Below are 18,406 nucleotides of genomic sequence, written 5' to 3' on the forward strand. Positions count from 1 at the left end.
CTGTCGTCTCATAAAAAACCCGGCTCAGCAGATGAATGCCCGAGCCGGGGTTTTTATTGAAATCTGATACCCAGATATATTGTTTCTAAAGTAGAAGGACTTATTACCTGATTGACAATCAATCAGTGCATTCAAGATAATGATACACTATTCGCGGACAGCCCTTAATAAGTGAGGTCTGTAATATGGGCTACTGGGAAACTCTTGACAAAGGAACAAATTATCTATCTTCCTTAGATAAGGATCTCATACGCCGTGCCTATGAGGTTGCCGATAAGGCCCATGAGGGAGAGTATCGTAAATCTGGGGAGCCTTTTATCTCGCACCCTGTTAACGTAGCCCTGATACTTGCAGACCTCAAGCAGGATGCTCAAGCTATAGCATCCGCATTGCTCCATGATACGGTCGAAGATACCAATCTCACTCTAGATGACATAGAGACTATTTTTGGACCTGAAGTATCTCGTCTTGTTGATGGGCTAACCAAGCTCAATAAGATACGGCTCAGTCCTGATGATGAGAAAGACCCCAAGGAGCAGCAAGCTCAGGCCGAGAACTTAAGAAAGATGTTCTTGGCTATGGTCGAAGACCCCAGGGTGGTCCTTATAAAGCTTGCTGATCGTCTGCATAACATGCGCACTATCGAGCATCTCCCGCGCGACAAGCAATTATCGAAGGCTAGAGAGACGCTGGAGATATATGCTCCCTTAGCTGGGAGATTGGGTATATTCAAGTTCAGAAGCGAGCTTGAGGATCTTAGCTTCAAGGTTCTTTACCCGGATAAATATAGAGAGATAGCTGCACAGGTAGAAAGGTCGGGAGTTACTAGAGGCAAGTATATAGAGCAGGCTATAGATGTTCTCAAGAAGGCCTTGGATGCTGAGGGAATACCTGCAGAGATTACTGGAAGGCGCAAGCATCTGTATAGCATATATCGCAAGATGGAGCAAAAACAGCGCTCTTTTGATCAGATCTTTGACGTCCTTGGGTTGCGTGTGATCACCGATGAGGTGATGCAGTGTTATGCGGCATTGGGGGTGATCCATAGTATTTGGAGACCAATCCCGGGGGAGTTCGATGATTATATAGCTATGCCCAAGGAAAGCATGTACCAGTCACTGCATACTGCTGTGGTAGGACTGGATGGTAAACCCCTGGAGATACAGATACGTACCCGAGATATGCACGAGGTTGCAGAGTACGGTATAGCTGCACACTGGAGATACAAAGAGGGTAAGAAGGCTAACGAGGCTGCTGAACATAGGATTACATGGCTTAGACAGCTCTTGGAATGGCGAGATGAGGTCGCCGATGCACAAGAGTTTGTCGAGTCTATGAAGAGCGATCTGCTCCAAGAGCACATTTATGTTTTTACACCTAATGGGGATGTGGTTGAACTTCCCAGGGGGGCTACGCCGATTGATTTCGCATATAGAATCCATACTGAGATAGGTCATCATTGTGTGGGAGCTACTGTCAATGGCAGGCTTGTCTCTCTAGATTACGTCCTTCAGAATGGCGATGTGGTAAAGATACGTACTAGCAAGACTAAGCAAGGGCCAAGCAGGGATTGGCTAAATCCTGCTTATGGTTACGTGCGTACGGCCTCTGCCAGGGAGAAGATCAGGCAGTGGTTCAGGAAGCAGGAGAGAACAGAAAATATCGCTCAGGGCCGAGAGATGGTTGAAAGGGAGCTAAGGAGGCTTGGCCTTGAGCATCTAAAGCTAGAAGAGGTTGCTGCTCATTTCCCAAACTATCAGAAGTTGGATGACTTCTTAGCAGCTGTAGGTTATGGGGCTATCAACACCTCTCAAATAGCTGGCAAGCTGGTGGTCCAAGAACAGAAAACCATTATGTCTGAAACCCTGCCCAAAGCCGTTGCAGCTGCTACAGATGTCAAGGTAATGGGTGTTGGAGACCTGCTGACTACCTTGGCGAGGTGTTGTTCTCCAATGTTGGGTGATGAGATACTGGGGTATGTTACCAGGGGGCGTGGTGTTTCCATCCATAGAGCTGACTGCCCAAATATCCAGAAGGCTGACCCTGAGAGGATCATACAGGTAAGCTGGGATGGTACTCAGAAGCAGCTTTATTCTGTGGTTCTACAAGTAGTGGCCATAGATAGGGTTGGTCTGCTCCGAGATGTGAGCACTGTGGTATCAAATGAGAAGATCAACATGAGGGATGTGCAGACCTTTGATCATAAGGACCATACGGTGACTATACAGTTTGCTGTAGAAGTTGCTGACGGTGCTGAGCTGAGTAGACTGCTTCTCAAGCTGGAGAGGCTGCCAGATGTTATAGAGGTCAGACGTAGAACTCCTTCTGCTTCTGCTGCAAAGACGGCCTAGACCTGCGATTTTCACATAAGTTGTAAACAGACATCACAACCCTCTATTATTGATCTGTCTTATTGCGATGACTAATGTCTCATAACATCCGGAAAGGGGGATAGATCCCTGAGTGCCAACCTACTACGCGCTCAAGATAGCTCTTTTTATTGCTCCTAGAGTCCCTCATGATGTTGGTTACTTTATATGTAGTCTTGTTGGACTTATCTTCTGGGTATTCAATCGCCCTGCTAGGAAAGCTATAACCAATAACATAACTCATGTGCTGGGTCCTACTGCTTCAAGGTCAATCGTCAATAAGTATGTAAGACAGGTCTTTGTCAACATAGCTAAGGATTATTATGACTTGGTTCTGCTGTCGACCAAAAGGCGTGGCGCCATGTTAGACAGGCTTAGTGTGGAGGGGGTAGAGAACGCAGAGAGGGCTCTATCACAGGGGAAAGGTTTGATAATAGCTTTCGTTCATATGGCTGGATTCAATCTTGCCTTTGAGTTGGCAACCGTACTCGGATTTCCTGTCTGGGTGGTCGTTGAACCTCTCAAACCCATCAAGGTAGGTAGGTTAGTAACGTCTCTGCGGAGCTCACCGGGTGTGAACATAATTGAGGCCGATTCATCTGTAGTTAGGAACATACTGCGTGTGCTTCGAGCAAACGGTACGGTGGTGTTAGCCATTGATAGAAGTGTGTCTAACAAGGGCGTGGAGGTGACATTCTGTAATTACAAGACTTTGCTCCCGGCTGGTGCTGCGACATTAGCGTTACGAACAGGCGCAGCTTTATGCCCTCTTCTAATAACTAGGCTGCATGGGAACAGAGTGCACCTTAAGCTGTACGAGGAGCTGGAGAAGCCCTCTACGGGAGATTTTGAGCAAGATGTAAGGATACTTACGCAGAGGCTTGCAGATATATTTAGTCAGCATATCCAGAGACATCCTGGACAGTGGGTAATGGCACGCGATGTTTGGTCTGAGACTGCGAATTAATTTGCGAATTAATTCCTTTTGCCTTTATCTAGATCCCTTAACTTCCTGAATAGCTCCAGTTCCTCATTGCTTAGGTTGCTAGGAATTTTGGCCAGCACTCTCACTAATAGATCACCAGGTGGAGTGTTTGATTTCCCTATAGTAGGCAATCCTTTGCCTGCTAATCGCAATACGGTGCCACTTTGAGTGCGAGGAGGAATCGTCAGTATTAATGTTTTACCGTCAGGGGTCGCAAGAGGTACTTCTCCCCCAAAGATACATGTATAGATGTCAACCATGACTTCGGTTCTGATATCTCTTCCTTCCACCTGGAAGGATTTGTCGGGTCTAATGCTTATAAGCAGATACAGGTCCCCTGGCTCTTGGCCGATTTCTCTGGCGTTGCCCTTACTGGGGATCTTCACCCTGCTGCCATTGGTTACTCCCGCAGGGATATGAACCTCAAGTCTTTTATTTACATCTACTGTTCCCTTGCCTCTACAGGTATTGCATAAGCGCGAGGCTCTAAATCCCCTACCATTGCATTCGAGGCAAGTTGACTCCTGTTGTAACTGTAGTATCCTTGTTGTTCCCAGAAAGGCTTCCTGTAGTGATACTTCTACTTTTTGTTCTATATCATCACCCTTCTGAAAGCTAGAAGTACGAGTTTGGTTAGTCGTTTGACCTCTTCGGCCATTAGTAAATATATTCTTGAATATATCCGAGATGTTTTCAGTCTCAGATTTAGAGTAAGTACGAAAAGAGGCAATCTCGCGGTCATATTTTTTGCGCCTCTCAGGATCAATTAGTGTTTGGTAGGCCTCGTTTATTTCTTTGAACCTCTCTTCGGCCTCTTTACTGTTTTGGTGTAGGTCGGGGTGATACTGTCGAGCCAGTTTTCTATAGGCGGCACGTATCTCTTCCTGAGATGCCTTTTGGTTTACGCCTAATATTTCGTAGTAGTTCTTGTTCATCCAGCGTATCTTCCCTAGACCTTAGAAATCTTTGCAGATGGTCTCCTCCTAACCCTTCGCCGAAGCAGCATCAACAAGGATATAACGACAAATAGTAGTAAGACCAGGATGAGTAGACTAACCAATGGAGCTAGCATTGCTAGGATAACTACTGTGCCTGCTCCTAGGTCCTCGAAGACGCTCACCACAGGGTTCGCAAGTCCTCCAGTAGTTATTGTCCATAAGGGCCTTGTACTAGCTTTGATGGCATGCAAACTACCTGCCGATACAGCACCCAGTACGTAGGAGATCCAAGTATTGCCATCAAAGTTGTAACCTACTGCTGCAAAAAGAATGGCACCAGCTAATGGCCTAATAACTGTACCTATTAGATCGTTGAAGTGATCAATAGTTGGTACCTTATCAGCCACTACTTCTAGTGTTACAAGTATTACTAATATGACTATGGCCGTTGTGGATGTAAGAAAGCTGAAGCTATCAGCTATCTTGACCCATCCGAATCTAGCACCAAGCGATATGAGTAGAAGTGCTAGATATGGATTCCAACCAGCTGGTGCCGATGCTCCAAAACCTGTAGCTATTGAGCTTAGGGGATCCATGTAGTCTAGCCTCAGTGTAATATGGGTGTGTCTTCTCTATTCTAGCTTCTATTTGCCGGGTTATTTGCTAATCTGCCGTATTACAGCCACTAGCTTGCCTTGTATTTGTATGTCATCAGGCGAGACATATATAGGCTGCATGGTTATATTTGCCGGCTGCAGTCTGATCCTATCTCCTTCGTGGTAGAACTTCTTGAGTGTAGTAGCTTTTTCCTTCTCAAGCCAGACGGCGACGGTCTCTCCATTTTCTGCTGTGTTAGCATGCCTCATGATAATAAGATCGCCGTCATCTATTAGCGCATCTACCATGGAATGCCCCTTTACTCTAAGCGCAAACAAGCCATCAGACTTGAGGTTGAGTAGTGAGTTGTTTACTTCTATGGTATCGGCCCATACTGCTGGATCACTAAGATCTTCTGGAACTTCAATGGGGCTTCCGGCAGCTATAACCCCTACCACCGGTATAGTAGTCACATTTTCCTCGACCTTCTTGAACGGCAGGGATATACCGCGGCTTATGTTCTTGTTCCTAGTTATATATCCCTTTTCTTCTAGCTGCTTCAGGTTGTAGTCAACTACAGAAGTGGAGGATAGCCCAAGAGATCTTTGTATCTCCCTGACTGTTGGAGGGATGCCATATTCCTGTATAAATTCCTGCAGGAAGGATAATATCTGTTGTTGCTTAGCTGTTAGTTTGTCTTTTGCCACAGGGTACCCCCTTTACTATATTTTGTGTATATTTCACTATTATACATTATAGTTTTGAACATTAGTTCACGCCAGTAGATTATAGCGGATATGAGGACATTTATAGAAATCGAAACCCCTTTGACTAAGTGCGATAAGGTAGGCTAAATTCATATGTTCGACTATTTTAGCTAGAAGCGTGGGTTGTTATGGCAGCTGAAAGAATATTTGTCGCCCTGGATCTTGAGATGACAGGGCATGATCCAGAACAGGATGAGATTATTCAGATAGGTGCGGTTAAGTTCACGCAGACCAGGGTTCTTGGGAGATGGGGAACGCTTGTGAGACCTAAGGTCAAGCTTCCTTTTCGTATAGCAAGGCTCACGGGCATAAATCCTAATGATCTCAATAAAGCTCCGGTCTTTGACGCGGTAAAGGATAAGCTGAGATCCTTTGTAGGGGATCATCCCATTGTTGGTCATAGCATTGGGAATGACTTATCCTTTCTTGCTAAGCAAGGCTTAGCTCTTGATAATCCAAGCTTAGATACCTGGGAGCTAGCCATGCTTTTAATGCCTAGTCTTAACGCTTATTCTTTGCAGGGGGTTGCCTCTGCATTAGGTGTATCCGTTGACAATCACCATGATGCCTTAGCGGATGCAGAGATCACCAGACAAGTGTTCCTGGGTTTGCTTGCCAGGTTGAGGCGATTGAATCCAAAACTAGTTACTCAAGTAATCAGGCTTACGGATAATGTTGATTGGCCGATGAAGATGGTCTTTCAGACGCTGTATGAAGAGGTTTGGCAGTCACAGGCAGCTCGTCCTTCTGGCAACATAGGATCCTTACTGGCATCTAAGGGGATAACTGAAGAAGACATAACAAGTAATTTGTTATCAGAACCACCCAGGCCTTCCCCTCTACAACCCAAAGAGGTTACCGAATATCTGGATGAGTCATATATAGAATCCATTTTCTCGCCTGGTGGAGAGCTATCCAAAACTTTTCCTGGTTATGAAGTGCGAGACCAGCAAATAGATATGGCCCTAGAAGTGGTCAGGAGTATTAACAATAGCAAACACCTCGTTGTAGAAGCTGGTACTGGAACAGGAAAGTCCCTAGCCTACCTTATCCCAAGTGCCATATTTGCTCTTAAGAATAACCAGCGGGTGGTAATATCTACTGATACTATCAACTTGCAGGATCAGCTTTATAACAAGGATATTCCTGCCGTTAGGAAGCTACTTGGAGGTAAGGGTAAAGATCTAAGAGTTAGCTTAGTAAAGGGTAGAAATAATTACCTTTGTCTGAACAGGTGGGAAAGGTTTCTAAGATCGGGAATAAATACACCGGAAGAAGCCAAGTTTGCGGTAAAGGTACTATTATGGCTGCAGACCACGATCACAGGTGATGTATCTGAGCTGCCGTTGACCTCGGATGAGAAGCAATTCTGGCAAAGAGTATCTGCTACTGAGGAGACTTGCACGACAAGGGTTTGCCGAAACCGAAAGGGAAGGCAATGTTTCTTGTTCCGAGCTAGAGTAGAAGCTGAGTCCTCTCACCTGGTAGTAATAAATCACGCATTATTACTCTCTGATCTTGCTTCAAACAACTCCGTACTTCCCAACTACGATTACCTGATAATCGACGAAGCTCATAGACTAGAAGATCAGGCTACCAATCATCTTGGCTTTGAGGTAGATAGTAGGGCGTTACATGAGCTGCTCAACAGGGTGATGGATAACTCTAATCCCGTCCGTCCAGAAGGTATATCCGCCAGATTGCCAGTCCATATGCAGGGCAGTCGTGCTTCCAACGCAAGCGTGGAGCAAGTAACCAACATAGCCATGAGGCTTGCTCAGAGGACCGAAAGAACCAGAGCCAGGGTGGATGAGTTTTTCGCGAGCCTTGGTAGGCTGCTGCCTGCATCCATGGGGATGCAGAACGGCTATGATGAGCATCTGAGGTTGACTGCTGAGGTAAGGGGAGGGGAGCAATGGGAAGGGGTATTGCTAGCCTGGGAGAATCTCAAACTTACTCTCAGGGAGTTGGTGGATGAGGTACATCATTGTGGGGAGCTTCTGGAGGGCTTGGAGGGATTGCACATAGCAGAGTATGAGGAGTTGCTGGCGGAGGTGCAGGCCATAGAAGTCTTCCTGCAAGACTATATCCATGAGATGAATTCTATTATCACGGCACCTACAGAGAATGATGTAACATGGATCTCTTACTCACATAGGTACGGAACGATTACTTTGCATAAAGCTCCTTTGGATGTAGGAGGTATACTTCAGGAAGAGCTCTATTCTAAGAAGAAGGCGGTTATATTAACCTCAGCTACTCTGACTACTGATCGTAACTTTGATTATGTGACCGGGCGTCTGGGGTTATATGAATTCCAGCAACTTATGTTGGGGTCACCATTTAATTACCAAGAAACTGCTTTATTGCTAGTACCTACAGATATACCTGAGCCAGGCACAGCTGGATACCAGGATGCTGTGGAGTCCCTGGTGGCTGAGCTTGTGCTGGCTGCTGAGGGCAGGACAATGGTGCTCTTTACCTCTCACAGCGCAGTGCAGGCTACCCAAAAGGCTATCTATAGGGAGCTTGCAAGGCACGATATCCTCGTCCTCTCTCAGGGAGAAGGGTCTCGACACAGGTTACTCCAGCAGTTCAAGTCAAATCCTAGGACAGTTCTAATTGGCACTAGGTCCTTTTGGGAAGGCGTCGATGTAGTTGGTGATGCTCTTAGCCTGTTGATAATAGCCAAGCTACCCTTCGAGGTTCCTAATGAGCCTGTATTTGTGGCTAGAAGTGAGACTTTTGCTGATGCTTTCAATGACTATGCTATTCCTCAGGCCATACTTCGGTTGAAGCAGGGCTTCGGCAGATTAATCAGGAGCAAGACTGATAGAGGTGTGGTAGTCATACTGGATAAGAGGGTTCTTACCAAGAGATACGGAGTAAAATTCCTAACATCTCTACCTAACTGTAAGATGCAGAAAGGTCCAGCTCGATTACTAGCTCCTGAAGTTAAGAGGTGGTTAGGTCAGAATTCAGAGGAACGATTATCTGTTAGCAGATCTTAGTGTTGTATTCTGACTGCTTCCGTTTGACGTCGGGGTGGCAGTGACGACTATAGGTTTTTCCTCGATAGCTGGAGTTTGGCTAGCTCTATCGTTACTGTTATACAAGAGTACAGCTATAGGAATAGCACTCAATATTACCCCGATGGTTATTATTCCTACCAGTTTCGTTATACAGCCGCTAGAACCCGAAACCTTGGCTGTGGAGGAATAACTTTTACTGTCTCTTATAGAGGATATTCCTCGATTGGTGCTAATGTCGTAGCCCGTTGATGTAGGAAGCGATCTGGATTCCCATCTCTGAAGGGCCTGGGCCATTTCTTCGGCAGATGCAAATCTGTCCTTAGGGTTTTTGGCCATAGCCTTGAGTATGATGTTCTCTAGATCTTGAGAGACGTCAGTATGAAGAAGTGTGGGTCTAACAGGCTCTTCCTTAACATGGGCTAAAGCTACTGCAATGGGATTTTCGCCTGGAAAAGGCACGAACCCAGTCACGGCCTCGTATAGTACTACGCCAAGCTGGTAGATGTCCGTTCTGGGAGTTACAGGACCGTTCTGGGCTTGTTCTGGTGAAAGGTACTGAGCTGTACCTAGGGTGACAGTTTCTTCGGTAAGAGTTGCCTCCGTGGTGACTTTTGCTATCCCGAAGTCTGTGACTTTTACTATACCGCTAGGAGCTACAATTATATTGTGAGGCTTGATGTCTCTGTGTACCAAGCCATGTTCATGCGCGTACTGCAGGGCATTGGCAACTTGCCAAGCGATATCTACCGCTCTTCTTGGGGATAGAGCTCCATTCTGGACTATCAGCTCCTTAAGATTCAGCCCCTCAACATATTCCATCACTATGTAATGAAGGTTGCCGTCGTTACCAACGTCGTACACGCTTACTATATGTGGATGATTTAGCGCCGCAGCCGCCTCGGCTTCCCTCCTAAATCTAGCTAGGAATCTGTGGTCATCGCTCAGGGATGGATGTAGTATTTTGACTGCTACTCTCCTCCCCAGAAACCTGTCTTTGGCTAGATATACCTTAGCCATCCCGCCTTGGCCTAGCGGTTGAAGCAGCTCGTATCTATTGTTCAGCACTAAATCTATGACTGCTATAGGATATTCTCCCTTGGCTTAAATCACTCTCTCTTGAAGTAATGTTATGAGACCGTTGGATCAGTGTCAAACGTGGGAAACAGCTCCAAGTTGAGTATATGGCACTCCTCTTGCTCTCTCCCTGTTCGTGAACACTATGAGGGCTAAAGGAGGTGTTTCCTATGGGTGATGATAGACGAGATTTGTCTCATAAGGTGCCGAAAGAACAGGAAAGGGAAGATGTAGATGTGCCTTCTGAGATTCCTGTACCTGATGAAACCTTTGATGAGGACACCTTACGACTTAATAACGACGAGACGGATTTTACAACAGATGAAACATCTTCTGCCATTATATCCTCTGAAGAGGCCGAACCTTACTTCCCCCCGACCGATCCTGTGATAGAGCCAAAAGCTAACGACGAAGGCGGTGCTGATGTATTGGGGGGATTCTCCTCTGGAAACGATGAATCACTGCTTAGTGATTATGACGAAGATCAGATATTGGAAGTACCTGATGACGAGCTTACACAGCGAGTGATCGATACCTTGAGGCGAGATGCCACAACGGCAGATCTTGATATAGATGTGTACGCTCGTGATGGTGTCGTTATACTTAGAGGTAGAGTTCCTACTATTATGGACGCTGAGAATGCAGAGTCAGTTGCTAGCAACGTCCCAGGAGTAATAGAAGTAAGAGAGGAGCTAGAAGTAGATACTCAGTAGTATACCATGGAGGATTTATGGAGGATTTATGGTCGAAGAGGTAGTTGTCAACGCATTGGATATAGCCCGAAGAGATTGTGCTACTAGGGCTGGCGTCAGCGAGCCTGAGGTAGTCGTTGCTGCTGTAAAGAAGATGAGATGGCCTGACGCTGGCCTGGGATGTCCTGAACCTGGAAAGAAATACCCAGAAGCTCCCACCGATGGTTATGAGATAATACTTATAGCTATTTCAAGAGAGTACGTTTACCACACAGATATGAGTGGTAGGGTAGTTTTTTGTGGCAAGAGATTACAAGGCTAAGGATTTAATCCAGGAATCTATATATTTGTCATTCTAAGACAGAGATGTCTGAGACTAAAGTTCTAAGATTTGGTTGACTGTAGTATTAGTGCATAGGTACACTATTTAGACCTTTCTTCTAGAGTTGGTGGTATGCCTCCTGATAAGATCAGTATACGTGGTGCTCGTGAACATAACCTCAAGAATATATCCTTGGATATACCAAGAGATAAGCTCGTAGTTCTAACTGGGCTTTCTGGCTCGGGGAAAAGTAGTTTAGCTTTTGATACTATCTATGCAGAAGGCCAGAGGCGTTATGTAGAGAGTCTCTCTGCCTATGCTAGGCAGTTCCTAGGGCAGATGGAAAAGCCCGATGTAGACCTCATAGAGGGTCTCTCTCCAGCCATATCTATCGATCAGAAGGGAACAACCCGTAATCCCAGGTCAACCGTGGGTACCGTCACAGAAATCTATGACTATTTGCGTCTGCTGTTTGCTCGTGTTGGACATCCTCACTGCCCTAATTGTGGGAGGGAGATAAGTGGTCAGACCGTAGAGGAGATCACGGACGCTGTTTTGAGGCTTCCTAATGGTACGAGGTTGATGATACTAGCCCCAGTTGTGAGGGGCAGAAAGGGCGAGTACTCATCGCTATTTGCCGACTTGATGAAGAAAGGTTTTGTTAGGGCTAGAGTGGATGGGCAAATACATAACCTGGACGAACCCATTCAACTTGAGCGTTATAAATCTCATACCATTGAAGTAGTAGTCGATCGAATTGTTATAAGGCATGGAGATGAAGAAGGATCTTCTGAGAGGCAAAGGCTGGCCGATTCTATCGAAACTGCCTTGCGATTGGCCGAAGGCCTAGTAGTTGTTTCTGTAATAGATGGGGAAGATATGTTGTTCTCTGAGAACAACGCTTGTCCTGTTTGTGGTATAAGTGTCGGAGTTCTTGAGCCACGTACATTTAGCTTCAATAGTCCACATGGCGCATGCCCCGAATGTACTGGCCTTGGGAGCATGCTAGAGTTTGATCCAGAGCTGATAATCAAGTCTCCTGATACATCAATAATAGATGGAGCCCTCGAACCCCTAACAAAGATGGGCCAGAATACCTCTGCTTATTACATGGACGTAGTTACTGCCGTATGTGAGCAGTATTCCATACCCATGGATGTACCCGTCTCACAACTGACTGAAGATAAATTGAAGATACTGATGTACGGTGCACCTGACCCGGTTATCGTGCGCCACCATAGAAGACGATTTGAAGTTAAGTTTGATGGTGTGGTTTCTATACTGCGTAAGCGCTACAAGGAGACGGGATCAGATTATATCAGGCAGGAGCTCGAAAGATATATGTCTAATAGGCCCTGCCCAGTGTGCAAAGGTGCAAGGCTGAAGCCCGAAGCTCTAGCAGTTACAGTTGCTGGTAAGAACATAGTACAGATAACTGCTATGAGTATCCGGGAGGCTTTAGCTTTTATCCAGTATCTATCTGGCCATACCGGGGAAACTCCCCTTACAAAGAGAGAGTCTCTAATAGCTGCACCAATACTCAAGGAAATTCGTGAGAGGTTGGGCTTTCTAGTAGATGTTGGGCTTGACTATCTCACCCTTGATAGGTCTGCAAACACCTTGGCTGGAGGAGAGGCTCAGCGTATCAGGTTAGCTACCCAAATAGGTAGCAGCCTTATGGGAGTTATCTATATCCTTGATGAGCCCAGCATAGGTTTGCACCAGAGAGATAACACTAGACTGATAAACACACTGATCAAGCTTCGAGACCTGGGAAACACTGTATTGGTGGTTGAGCATGACGAAGATACCATGCGCGCGGCTGACTGGATAGTCGATTTGGGTCCAGGGGCTGGCGAACATGGAGGAGAGGTCATTGCTCAAGGTACAGTTGAGGATATTGAGAGATCTGAAAAGTCTATAACGGGGGCTTATTTGTCTGGCAGGAAATCTATTAGAGTACCTTCTAGAAGAAGAGAAGGTAATGGTAAATTCCTGCGCATAGTGGGAGCACGCGAGAACAATCTGAAGAATATAGATGTCGAGATACCTTTAGGAAAGTTCATATGTGTAACTGGTGTGTCAGGATCAGGCAAGAGCACCCTGGTCAACGATATCCTTTACAGGCGTCTGGCTCAGGAGTTCTACGGCTCGAAGGACAAGCCCGGAGATCATGACAGGATAGAAGGAATTCATTACCTGGATAAGGTGATCGACATAGATCAATCTCCTATTGGGAGGACACCTAGATCTAATCCGGCCACATATACGGGAGTGTTTACTTATATTCGTGAAGTGTTCTCAAAGGTCCCTGAGGCTAGGGCTAGGGGTTATCAGCCTGGGCGTTTCAGCTTCAACGTAAAAGGAGGTCGGTGCGAGGCCTGTAAAGGTGAGGGTATCATCCAGATAGAGATGCAATTCCTACCTGATGTCTACGTGCCTTGCGAAGTGTGTCATGGCAAGCGGTACAATCGCGAGGCACTTGAGATCAAGTACAAGGGTTATTCCATAGCCGATGTTCTTGAGATGACGGCTGAGCATGCGATGGAGTTCTTCGAAAATATACCAGCGATCAGGAACAAATTGGAGACTTTGTGTGCGGTTGGCCTCGGATACATCAAACTGGGTCAGCCAGCCACAACTCTGTCTGGGGGAGAAGCACAGAGAGTGAAGCTAGCCACAGAGCTCTCTAAGAGAGCCACAGGTAAAACGCTCTACATTCTAGATGAACCCACAACGGGATTGCACTTTGCCGATGTAGATAAGCTCTTAAATGTACTACAAAGGCTGACTGATGCTGGTAATACAGTTCTGGTTATAGAACATAACCTTGATGTGATTAAGTGTGCAGACTGGATAATAGATCTTGGTCCTGAAGGTGGAGAAGGCGGAGGGCAAGTGATTGCTCAGGGTACTCCGGAAGATGTCGCTATGTGCGAACATTCCTATACCGGCCAGTATCTCAGACCTATGCTTGAGAGAGACTTGGAATTAAGAGCTGTCAGCTAATTTTCTTTTGATTCTATGTGTTTACTCTGTATGAACCTAGATCTTCTATCTACATATAGGATAATAATCGCAGCAAGTACAAATAGACTTGCCAGCGCTAGTATCCTTATTTCTCTGGTGCGGATTAGCCCAGCTGCCCCGAATAGTATGGCTATTATGTAGAAGATGATCGCAGTGACTCTTTGAGATAGCCCCAAAGTTACAAGCTTTTGATGCAGATGCTCCTTGTCTGCCATATGTATGACGACACCAGCTCGAATTCTCCTGATAATACTATAGGCCACATCAGCGATTGGTACTCCCATCACCAACAGGGCAGTCGTGAGCTTTGCGCTACCTAGTATAGATAATACGGCCATCAGGAATCCCAAGAAGTAAGCTCCTGAATCCCCCATAAAGATCTTAGCTGGTGCAAAGTTGTATCTTAGGAATCCTAAGGACACCCCTGCAAGTGTCGAGGCATAAATACCTAACTCGTATTGTCCTAGCCTTATGGCTACTAGCAATAAGAACACGGAGAAAATGGTAGATAGACCTGCAGTTAGGCCATCTATGCCGTCTGAGAGATTCGCTGTCTGGATCATCCCAACTATCCAAAAGATCGTGAACATGTATCCTGATATAGTTCTATCAAGATAGATAGTCCCTAAAATTGGCAGCGTTACGCTTTGGATCATGATTCCAAATCCTGCAGCTACAGCTATGGCGCACGCTACCTGAAAAAGTAAGCGTATACCGGCACTCAGATCGTAGAGGTCATCCGCAAAGCCCAAAAGCGTGAGGGCTGTGCTAAATCCCACTATCGCTATCGCATGATAAGAAGATACTTGCCCTACAAGAGCGAACGAAGCTATTACTAATGTGAATGCTAAGTATAAAGCTAATCCTCCAACGTGTGGTGTTGGTACCTTATGTATCCTCCTAGGTGATGGGTAAACTAGCCAGCCCATCTTGTAACATATCCGAATGTGTAGATGGGTTAGCGCTATCGAAAGGAGACCACCTGCTATGAAAGCTAGAATATAAGTCACTGCTGATATGTGCCCCGTAAAAAGTGGAATCCTGGCTATTCTATCAGAGTCTATAACAATACTTTGACACTAGGAGCGGGCGAAGGTTATACTCTATATCTGATGGGGGTGTAGCTCAGATGGGAGAGCGCTACAATCGCACTGTAGAGGTCAGGGGTTCGAATCCCCTCACCTCCACCAAAGCTATAGGTATGCTACTTTCCTCTTGCTGTGTCCTTATGTATCCTCGGTTGGCTTTTCATGTATTGTAGGGTTTAGAATAATTTATCTAAGTCTCAATCCCTTGAGGTCTCCCTACTATGTGGGGACTTTCGATTTTCTGGAGGCTGTAGCAATGGTCGATAAGCCTGATGTAAGCGTTCAATCTCCAAACAATAACGACATTCATGCTATAGAGGCCAAGTGGCGTCAAAGGTGGCAGCAAACCCAGATCTATAAAACTGATCTTAGGGATGAATCTAAGCCCAAGTACTACAACTTGATGGAGTTCCCATATCCTTCGGGGGAAGGGCTGCACGTAGGACATGTTTACACATATAGCGGAGCCGATACCAACGGTCGCTATAGACGTATGCGGGGCTACAACGTGTTTGAGCCCATGGGGTTTGATGCCTTTGGTATCCACTCTGAGAACTATGCATTGAAACTAGGAATAAATCCCATGGTGCTGACTCAGCGTACTGTGTCCCGCTTTAGGGAGCAGATGAACAGGCTGGGCTGTATGTGGGATTGGTCGCACGAGGTGAATACCAGCCAGCCTAATTACTATAAGTGGACACAATGGCTGTTTCTGCAAATGTACAAGGCGGGTTTGGCCGTACGTAAGAGTGCGCCCGTCAACTGGTGTCCTCAATGCCTAACAGTATTAGCCAATGAGCAGGTAATAAATGGGCGCTGTGAGCGGTGCGACACTGAGGTCATCCAGCGTGAGATGGTGCAGTGGTTTTTCAAAATCACTGATTATGCTGAACGGTTGCTCAATGATCTAGATAAGCTGGATTGGCCTGAGGTATCTAAGAGACTACAAAGAAATTGGATAGGTCGAAGTGAAGGAGCAGAGCTCATATTCACCATCGAAAGTACAGGTGATAAGGTGCCTGTTTTCACCACCAGGCCAGATACAGTCTTTGGGGCAACGTATGTAGTCCTGGCCCCGGAACACCCTCTGGTGGATAAAATAACCACTCCCGAATGCAGGGAGGCTGTACAAGCTTATAAAGAAGCAACTATGCGGGAGCGCGAGATAGAGAGGCTCTCGCTTGAGAAAGAGAAGACGGGAGTATTTACTGGAGCCTATGCCATAAATCCTGCTAATGGTGAGCGCATTCCCGTGTGGATAGCCGACTATGTACTAATGACATACGGGACTGGTGCGATTATGGCTGTGCCAGCTCATGACGAGCGTGACCATGAGTTCGCTAAGAAGTTCGGATTGCCTATAGTTGAGGTTGTCCAATCTCCCGAAGGCGTAGAGGAGCAGGCATATATAGGCCCTGGTCAAATGAAGAACAGTGGTCAATTTGATGGAATGCCCAATGAGGAAGCCAAGAAGGCTATTACTGACTGGCTTGCAGAAAGAGGGCTTGGGAAGCACACAGTCACCTACAGGTTGAGGGACTGGCTGATAAGCAGACAGAGATACTGGGGCCCACCTATACCGATTATATATTGCGATAATTGTGGGGAGGTGCCCGTACCCGAAGATCAGCTGCCTGTGGAATTGCCATATATTGAGAACTTCCGGCCCACAGGAACCGGTAAATCGCCTCTGGCCTTGGTCGAGGAGTTTTACAAGACAGAATGTCCCAATTGTGGAGGTCCTGCTGTACGCGAGACTGACGTCTCTGATACCTTCCTGGATTCCTCGTGGTACTACCTACGGTATCCATCTACAGAGTTTGATGATAGGCCATTTGATCGGGATATCACTCGTAAGTGGCTACCTGTTGACTCCTATATGGGAGGTAAGGAGCACATAGTCCTGCATCACTTGTACTCTAGGTTCGTTACCAAGGTTCTGTATGACCTGGGATATCTAGAGTTTGATGAGCCATTCACTCGATTGAGACTGCATGGCATCATAACTCACCTCGGGGCCAAGATGAGCAAGTCCAGGGGCAACGTTGTTAATCCCGATGAGTACATAGAGAAATATGGAGCCGATGCTCTAAGAACTTATCTACTTTTCATGGGTCCCTATGAGGATGATAATGAGTTTAGCGTGCATGGTGTTCAGGGTGTATCCAGGTTCCTCAACAGGCTTTATTCTCTGGTAGACTCCAGGCACGATTATGGTAATGGCCCCGGCGTAGACATGAAGATGCTACATCGTACCATCGATCGGGTAACCAGAGGTATCGAAGATTTGAAGTACCATACATCAATCGCTGCTCTGATGGAGATGTCCAATTGGATAGCGGATGTTCGCTCTGAGATGACTAAGGAGCAGCTAGATACTGCTTTGAAGAATTTGGTACTGATGTTGGCACCTATTGCTCCTCACACAGCTGAGGAACTTTGGGAAAGGTTGGGTGGAGCTTACAGCGTGCATATCCAACCTTGGCCTGAGTATGATCCTTCCCAGCTTGTAGAGGAGACAGTTACTATTGTTGTGCAAGTAAATGGTAAGGTTAGAGACAAGCTGGAATTGCCATACAACGTAGCTCAGGAAGAAGCTCAAAGAGCAGCCCTGGAAAGCGAGAAGGTTAGGGCTCATCTGGATGGGAAGAGCGTAAAGAACGTCATATGGGTACCAGGTAAGCTGATAAATATAGTAGTTGGCTAATCGGGTAACCCTGTTATACCTAATAGTTTGACCGCGTTGGAGGTGATAGCTGCTTCCAGCTCTTCTAGCTGGGCATTTCGGCATTCAGCTATCACCTCCAGAGTCTTTCTTATATAAGAGGGCTCATTGCGCTTGCCTCTATATGGCTGCGGCGGAAGATATGGTGAGTCCGTTTCGACCAGTAGTCTATCAAGGGGAACATAAACTGCCGTCTCTCTGAGTCCAGACGAAGATTTATATGTGACTGATCCTGAGAATGAGATGTAGTACCCTAATTGTAGACCTAACCGCGCGTGATCCAAGTTGCCAGAAAATGAGTGCAGGATGCCAACTGCATCTTTACCTTCGCTAGCCAATACATCCAGTACATCTTCCCAAGCGTCTCTGCAGTGTATTATCACCGGCTTGGAAAACTTTTTTGCTAGCTGGAGGTGTGTAGAGAACAGCTCCTTTTGCTTCTTTACCGATGATCCCATTCGGTAATAATCTAGCCCTGTTTCTCCAATAGCTACTACTTTGTCTGATGATAGCAATCTCTCTAGCTTGCTTTGAACCTCTTCATTCCATAAATCTGCATCATTAGGGTGTAGTCCAATAGCAGAGAATATCACGGCCTGATCACTAGCAAGCTTGATGCTTTTTTGCCATTCCTCAGGGTTAGTCCCCACATCCAAGATCAACCTTATTCCCTGTTCGAATGCTCTAACTATTACCTGTTCTCTATCCTCATCAAACGCGGTGCTATTTATGTGTGCGTGCGAGTCTACAAGCATCTCTGTATTCCCCAAGAGAATGTTTCCGTTTT

Annotated in this window: 13 protein-coding genes and 1 tRNA gene; 8 read left to right on the forward strand and 6 right to left on the reverse strand. The window is 46.2% G+C overall.

Translation table 11 applies throughout. The features are described from left to right. Positions 1-185 precede the first annotated feature (185 nt). Both TTER_RS05045 and TTER_RS05050 read left to right on the forward strand, forming a co-directional pair. Complete coding sequence (locus tag TTER_RS05045) at positions 186-2,351, forward strand: RelA/SpoT family protein (RefSeq protein WP_012874949.1); 2,166 nt, start codon at positions 186-188, stop codon at positions 2,349-2,351. Between the two features lie 112 nt (positions 2,352-2,463). Further along, entirely contained in the window at positions 2,464-3,336 is an 873-nt protein-coding gene (locus TTER_RS05050; protein WP_012874950.1) for a lysophospholipid acyltransferase family protein, read from the forward strand. Between the two features lie 8 nt (positions 3,337-3,344). Here TTER_RS05050 and TTER_RS05055 read toward each other — a convergent pair whose 3' ends face one another. From TTER_RS05055 to lexA, 3 genes are read right to left on the reverse strand one after another with little or no spacing between them, the layout of a single operon-like run. Beyond that, positions 3,345-4,289, reverse strand: a complete 945-nt coding sequence (locus TTER_RS05055) for a DnaJ C-terminal domain-containing protein (RefSeq protein ID WP_012874951.1) — start codon at positions 4,287-4,289, stop codon at positions 3,345-3,347. 14 nt (positions 4,290-4,303) lie between these two features. Beyond that, positions 4,304-4,888, reverse strand: coding sequence for a DUF4126 domain-containing protein (locus TTER_RS05060; RefSeq protein WP_012874952.1), 585 nt, complete (start codon positions 4,886-4,888; stop codon positions 4,304-4,306). Between the two features lie 60 nt (positions 4,889-4,948). Then, positions 4,949-5,596, reverse strand: a complete 648-nt coding sequence (gene lexA, locus TTER_RS05065; RefSeq protein WP_012874953.1) for a transcriptional repressor LexA — start codon at positions 5,594-5,596, stop codon at positions 4,949-4,951. Between the two features lie 188 nt (positions 5,597-5,784). On the opposite strand from lexA, the gene TTER_RS05070 reads away from it, so the two are divergent. Continuing rightward, entirely contained in the window at positions 5,785-8,667 is a 2,883-nt protein-coding gene (locus TTER_RS05070; protein WP_012874954.1) for a helicase C-terminal domain-containing protein, read from the forward strand. Here TTER_RS05070 and TTER_RS05075 read toward each other — a convergent pair. Further along, positions 8,647-9,753: a protein kinase domain-containing protein gene (locus tag TTER_RS05075; protein ID WP_012874955.1), complete on the reverse strand. Its 1,107-nt coding sequence runs from the start codon at positions 9,751-9,753 to the stop codon at positions 8,647-8,649. The genes TTER_RS05070 and TTER_RS05075 overlap by 21 nt on opposite strands. A 179-nt stretch (positions 9,754-9,932) precedes the next feature. Between TTER_RS05075 and TTER_RS05080 the strand changes: the two genes are divergently transcribed. From TTER_RS05080 to uvrA, 3 genes are all read left to right on the forward strand, one after another. Further along, a complete protein-coding gene (locus tag TTER_RS05080) occupies positions 9,933-10,475 on the forward strand; it encodes a BON domain-containing protein (RefSeq protein ID WP_012874956.1) in 543 nt (180 codons plus the stop codon). A 28-nt stretch (positions 10,476-10,503) separates the two neighbouring features. After that, the gene (locus tag TTER_RS05085; protein ID WP_012874957.1) at positions 10,504-10,776 is read left to right on the forward strand and encodes a hypothetical protein; all 273 of its coding nucleotides are present in this window, start codon (positions 10,504-10,506) and stop codon (positions 10,774-10,776) included. 132 nt (positions 10,777-10,908) lie between these two features. Next, positions 10,909-13,785, forward strand: a complete 2,877-nt coding sequence (gene uvrA / locus TTER_RS05090) for an excinuclease ABC subunit UvrA (protein ID WP_012874958.1) — start codon at positions 10,909-10,911, stop codon at positions 13,783-13,785. Here the strand turns inward: uvrA and TTER_RS05095 are convergent. Further along, on the reverse strand, positions 13,782-14,735 hold the full coding sequence (locus TTER_RS05095; RefSeq protein ID WP_012874959.1) for an MraY family glycosyltransferase: 954 nt from the start codon (positions 14,733-14,735) through the stop codon (positions 13,782-13,784). The two genes, uvrA and TTER_RS05095, sit on opposite strands and share 4 nt — an antisense overlap. 185 nt (positions 14,736-14,920) lie before the next feature. Here TTER_RS05095 and TTER_RS05100 point away from each other — a divergent pair. Together TTER_RS05100 and leuS are read left to right on the forward strand one after the other, a co-directional pair. Continuing rightward, positions 14,921-14,996, forward strand: a tRNA-Ala gene (locus TTER_RS05100). Positions 14,997-15,150: 154 nt separating this feature from the next. Then, positions 15,151-17,601: a leucine--tRNA ligase gene (leuS, locus tag TTER_RS05105; protein WP_012874960.1), complete on the forward strand. Its 2,451-nt coding sequence runs from the start codon at positions 15,151-15,153 to the stop codon at positions 17,599-17,601. Here the strand turns inward: leuS and TTER_RS05110 are convergent. Continuing rightward, positions 17,598-18,374 carry a TatD family hydrolase gene (locus TTER_RS05110; protein ID WP_012874961.1) on the reverse strand — a complete coding sequence of 259 codons (777 nt, stop codon included), beginning with the start codon at positions 18,372-18,374 and terminating at the stop codon, positions 17,598-17,600. The two genes, leuS and TTER_RS05110, sit on opposite strands and share 4 nt — an antisense overlap. Positions 18,375-18,406: the final 32 nt, after the last annotated feature.

Origin of the sequence: Thermobaculum terrenum ATCC BAA-798 (genome assembly GCF_000025005.1) — a bacterium.
Classification (GTDB): Bacteria; Chloroflexota; Chloroflexia; order Thermobaculales; family Thermobaculaceae; genus Thermobaculum; species Thermobaculum terrenum.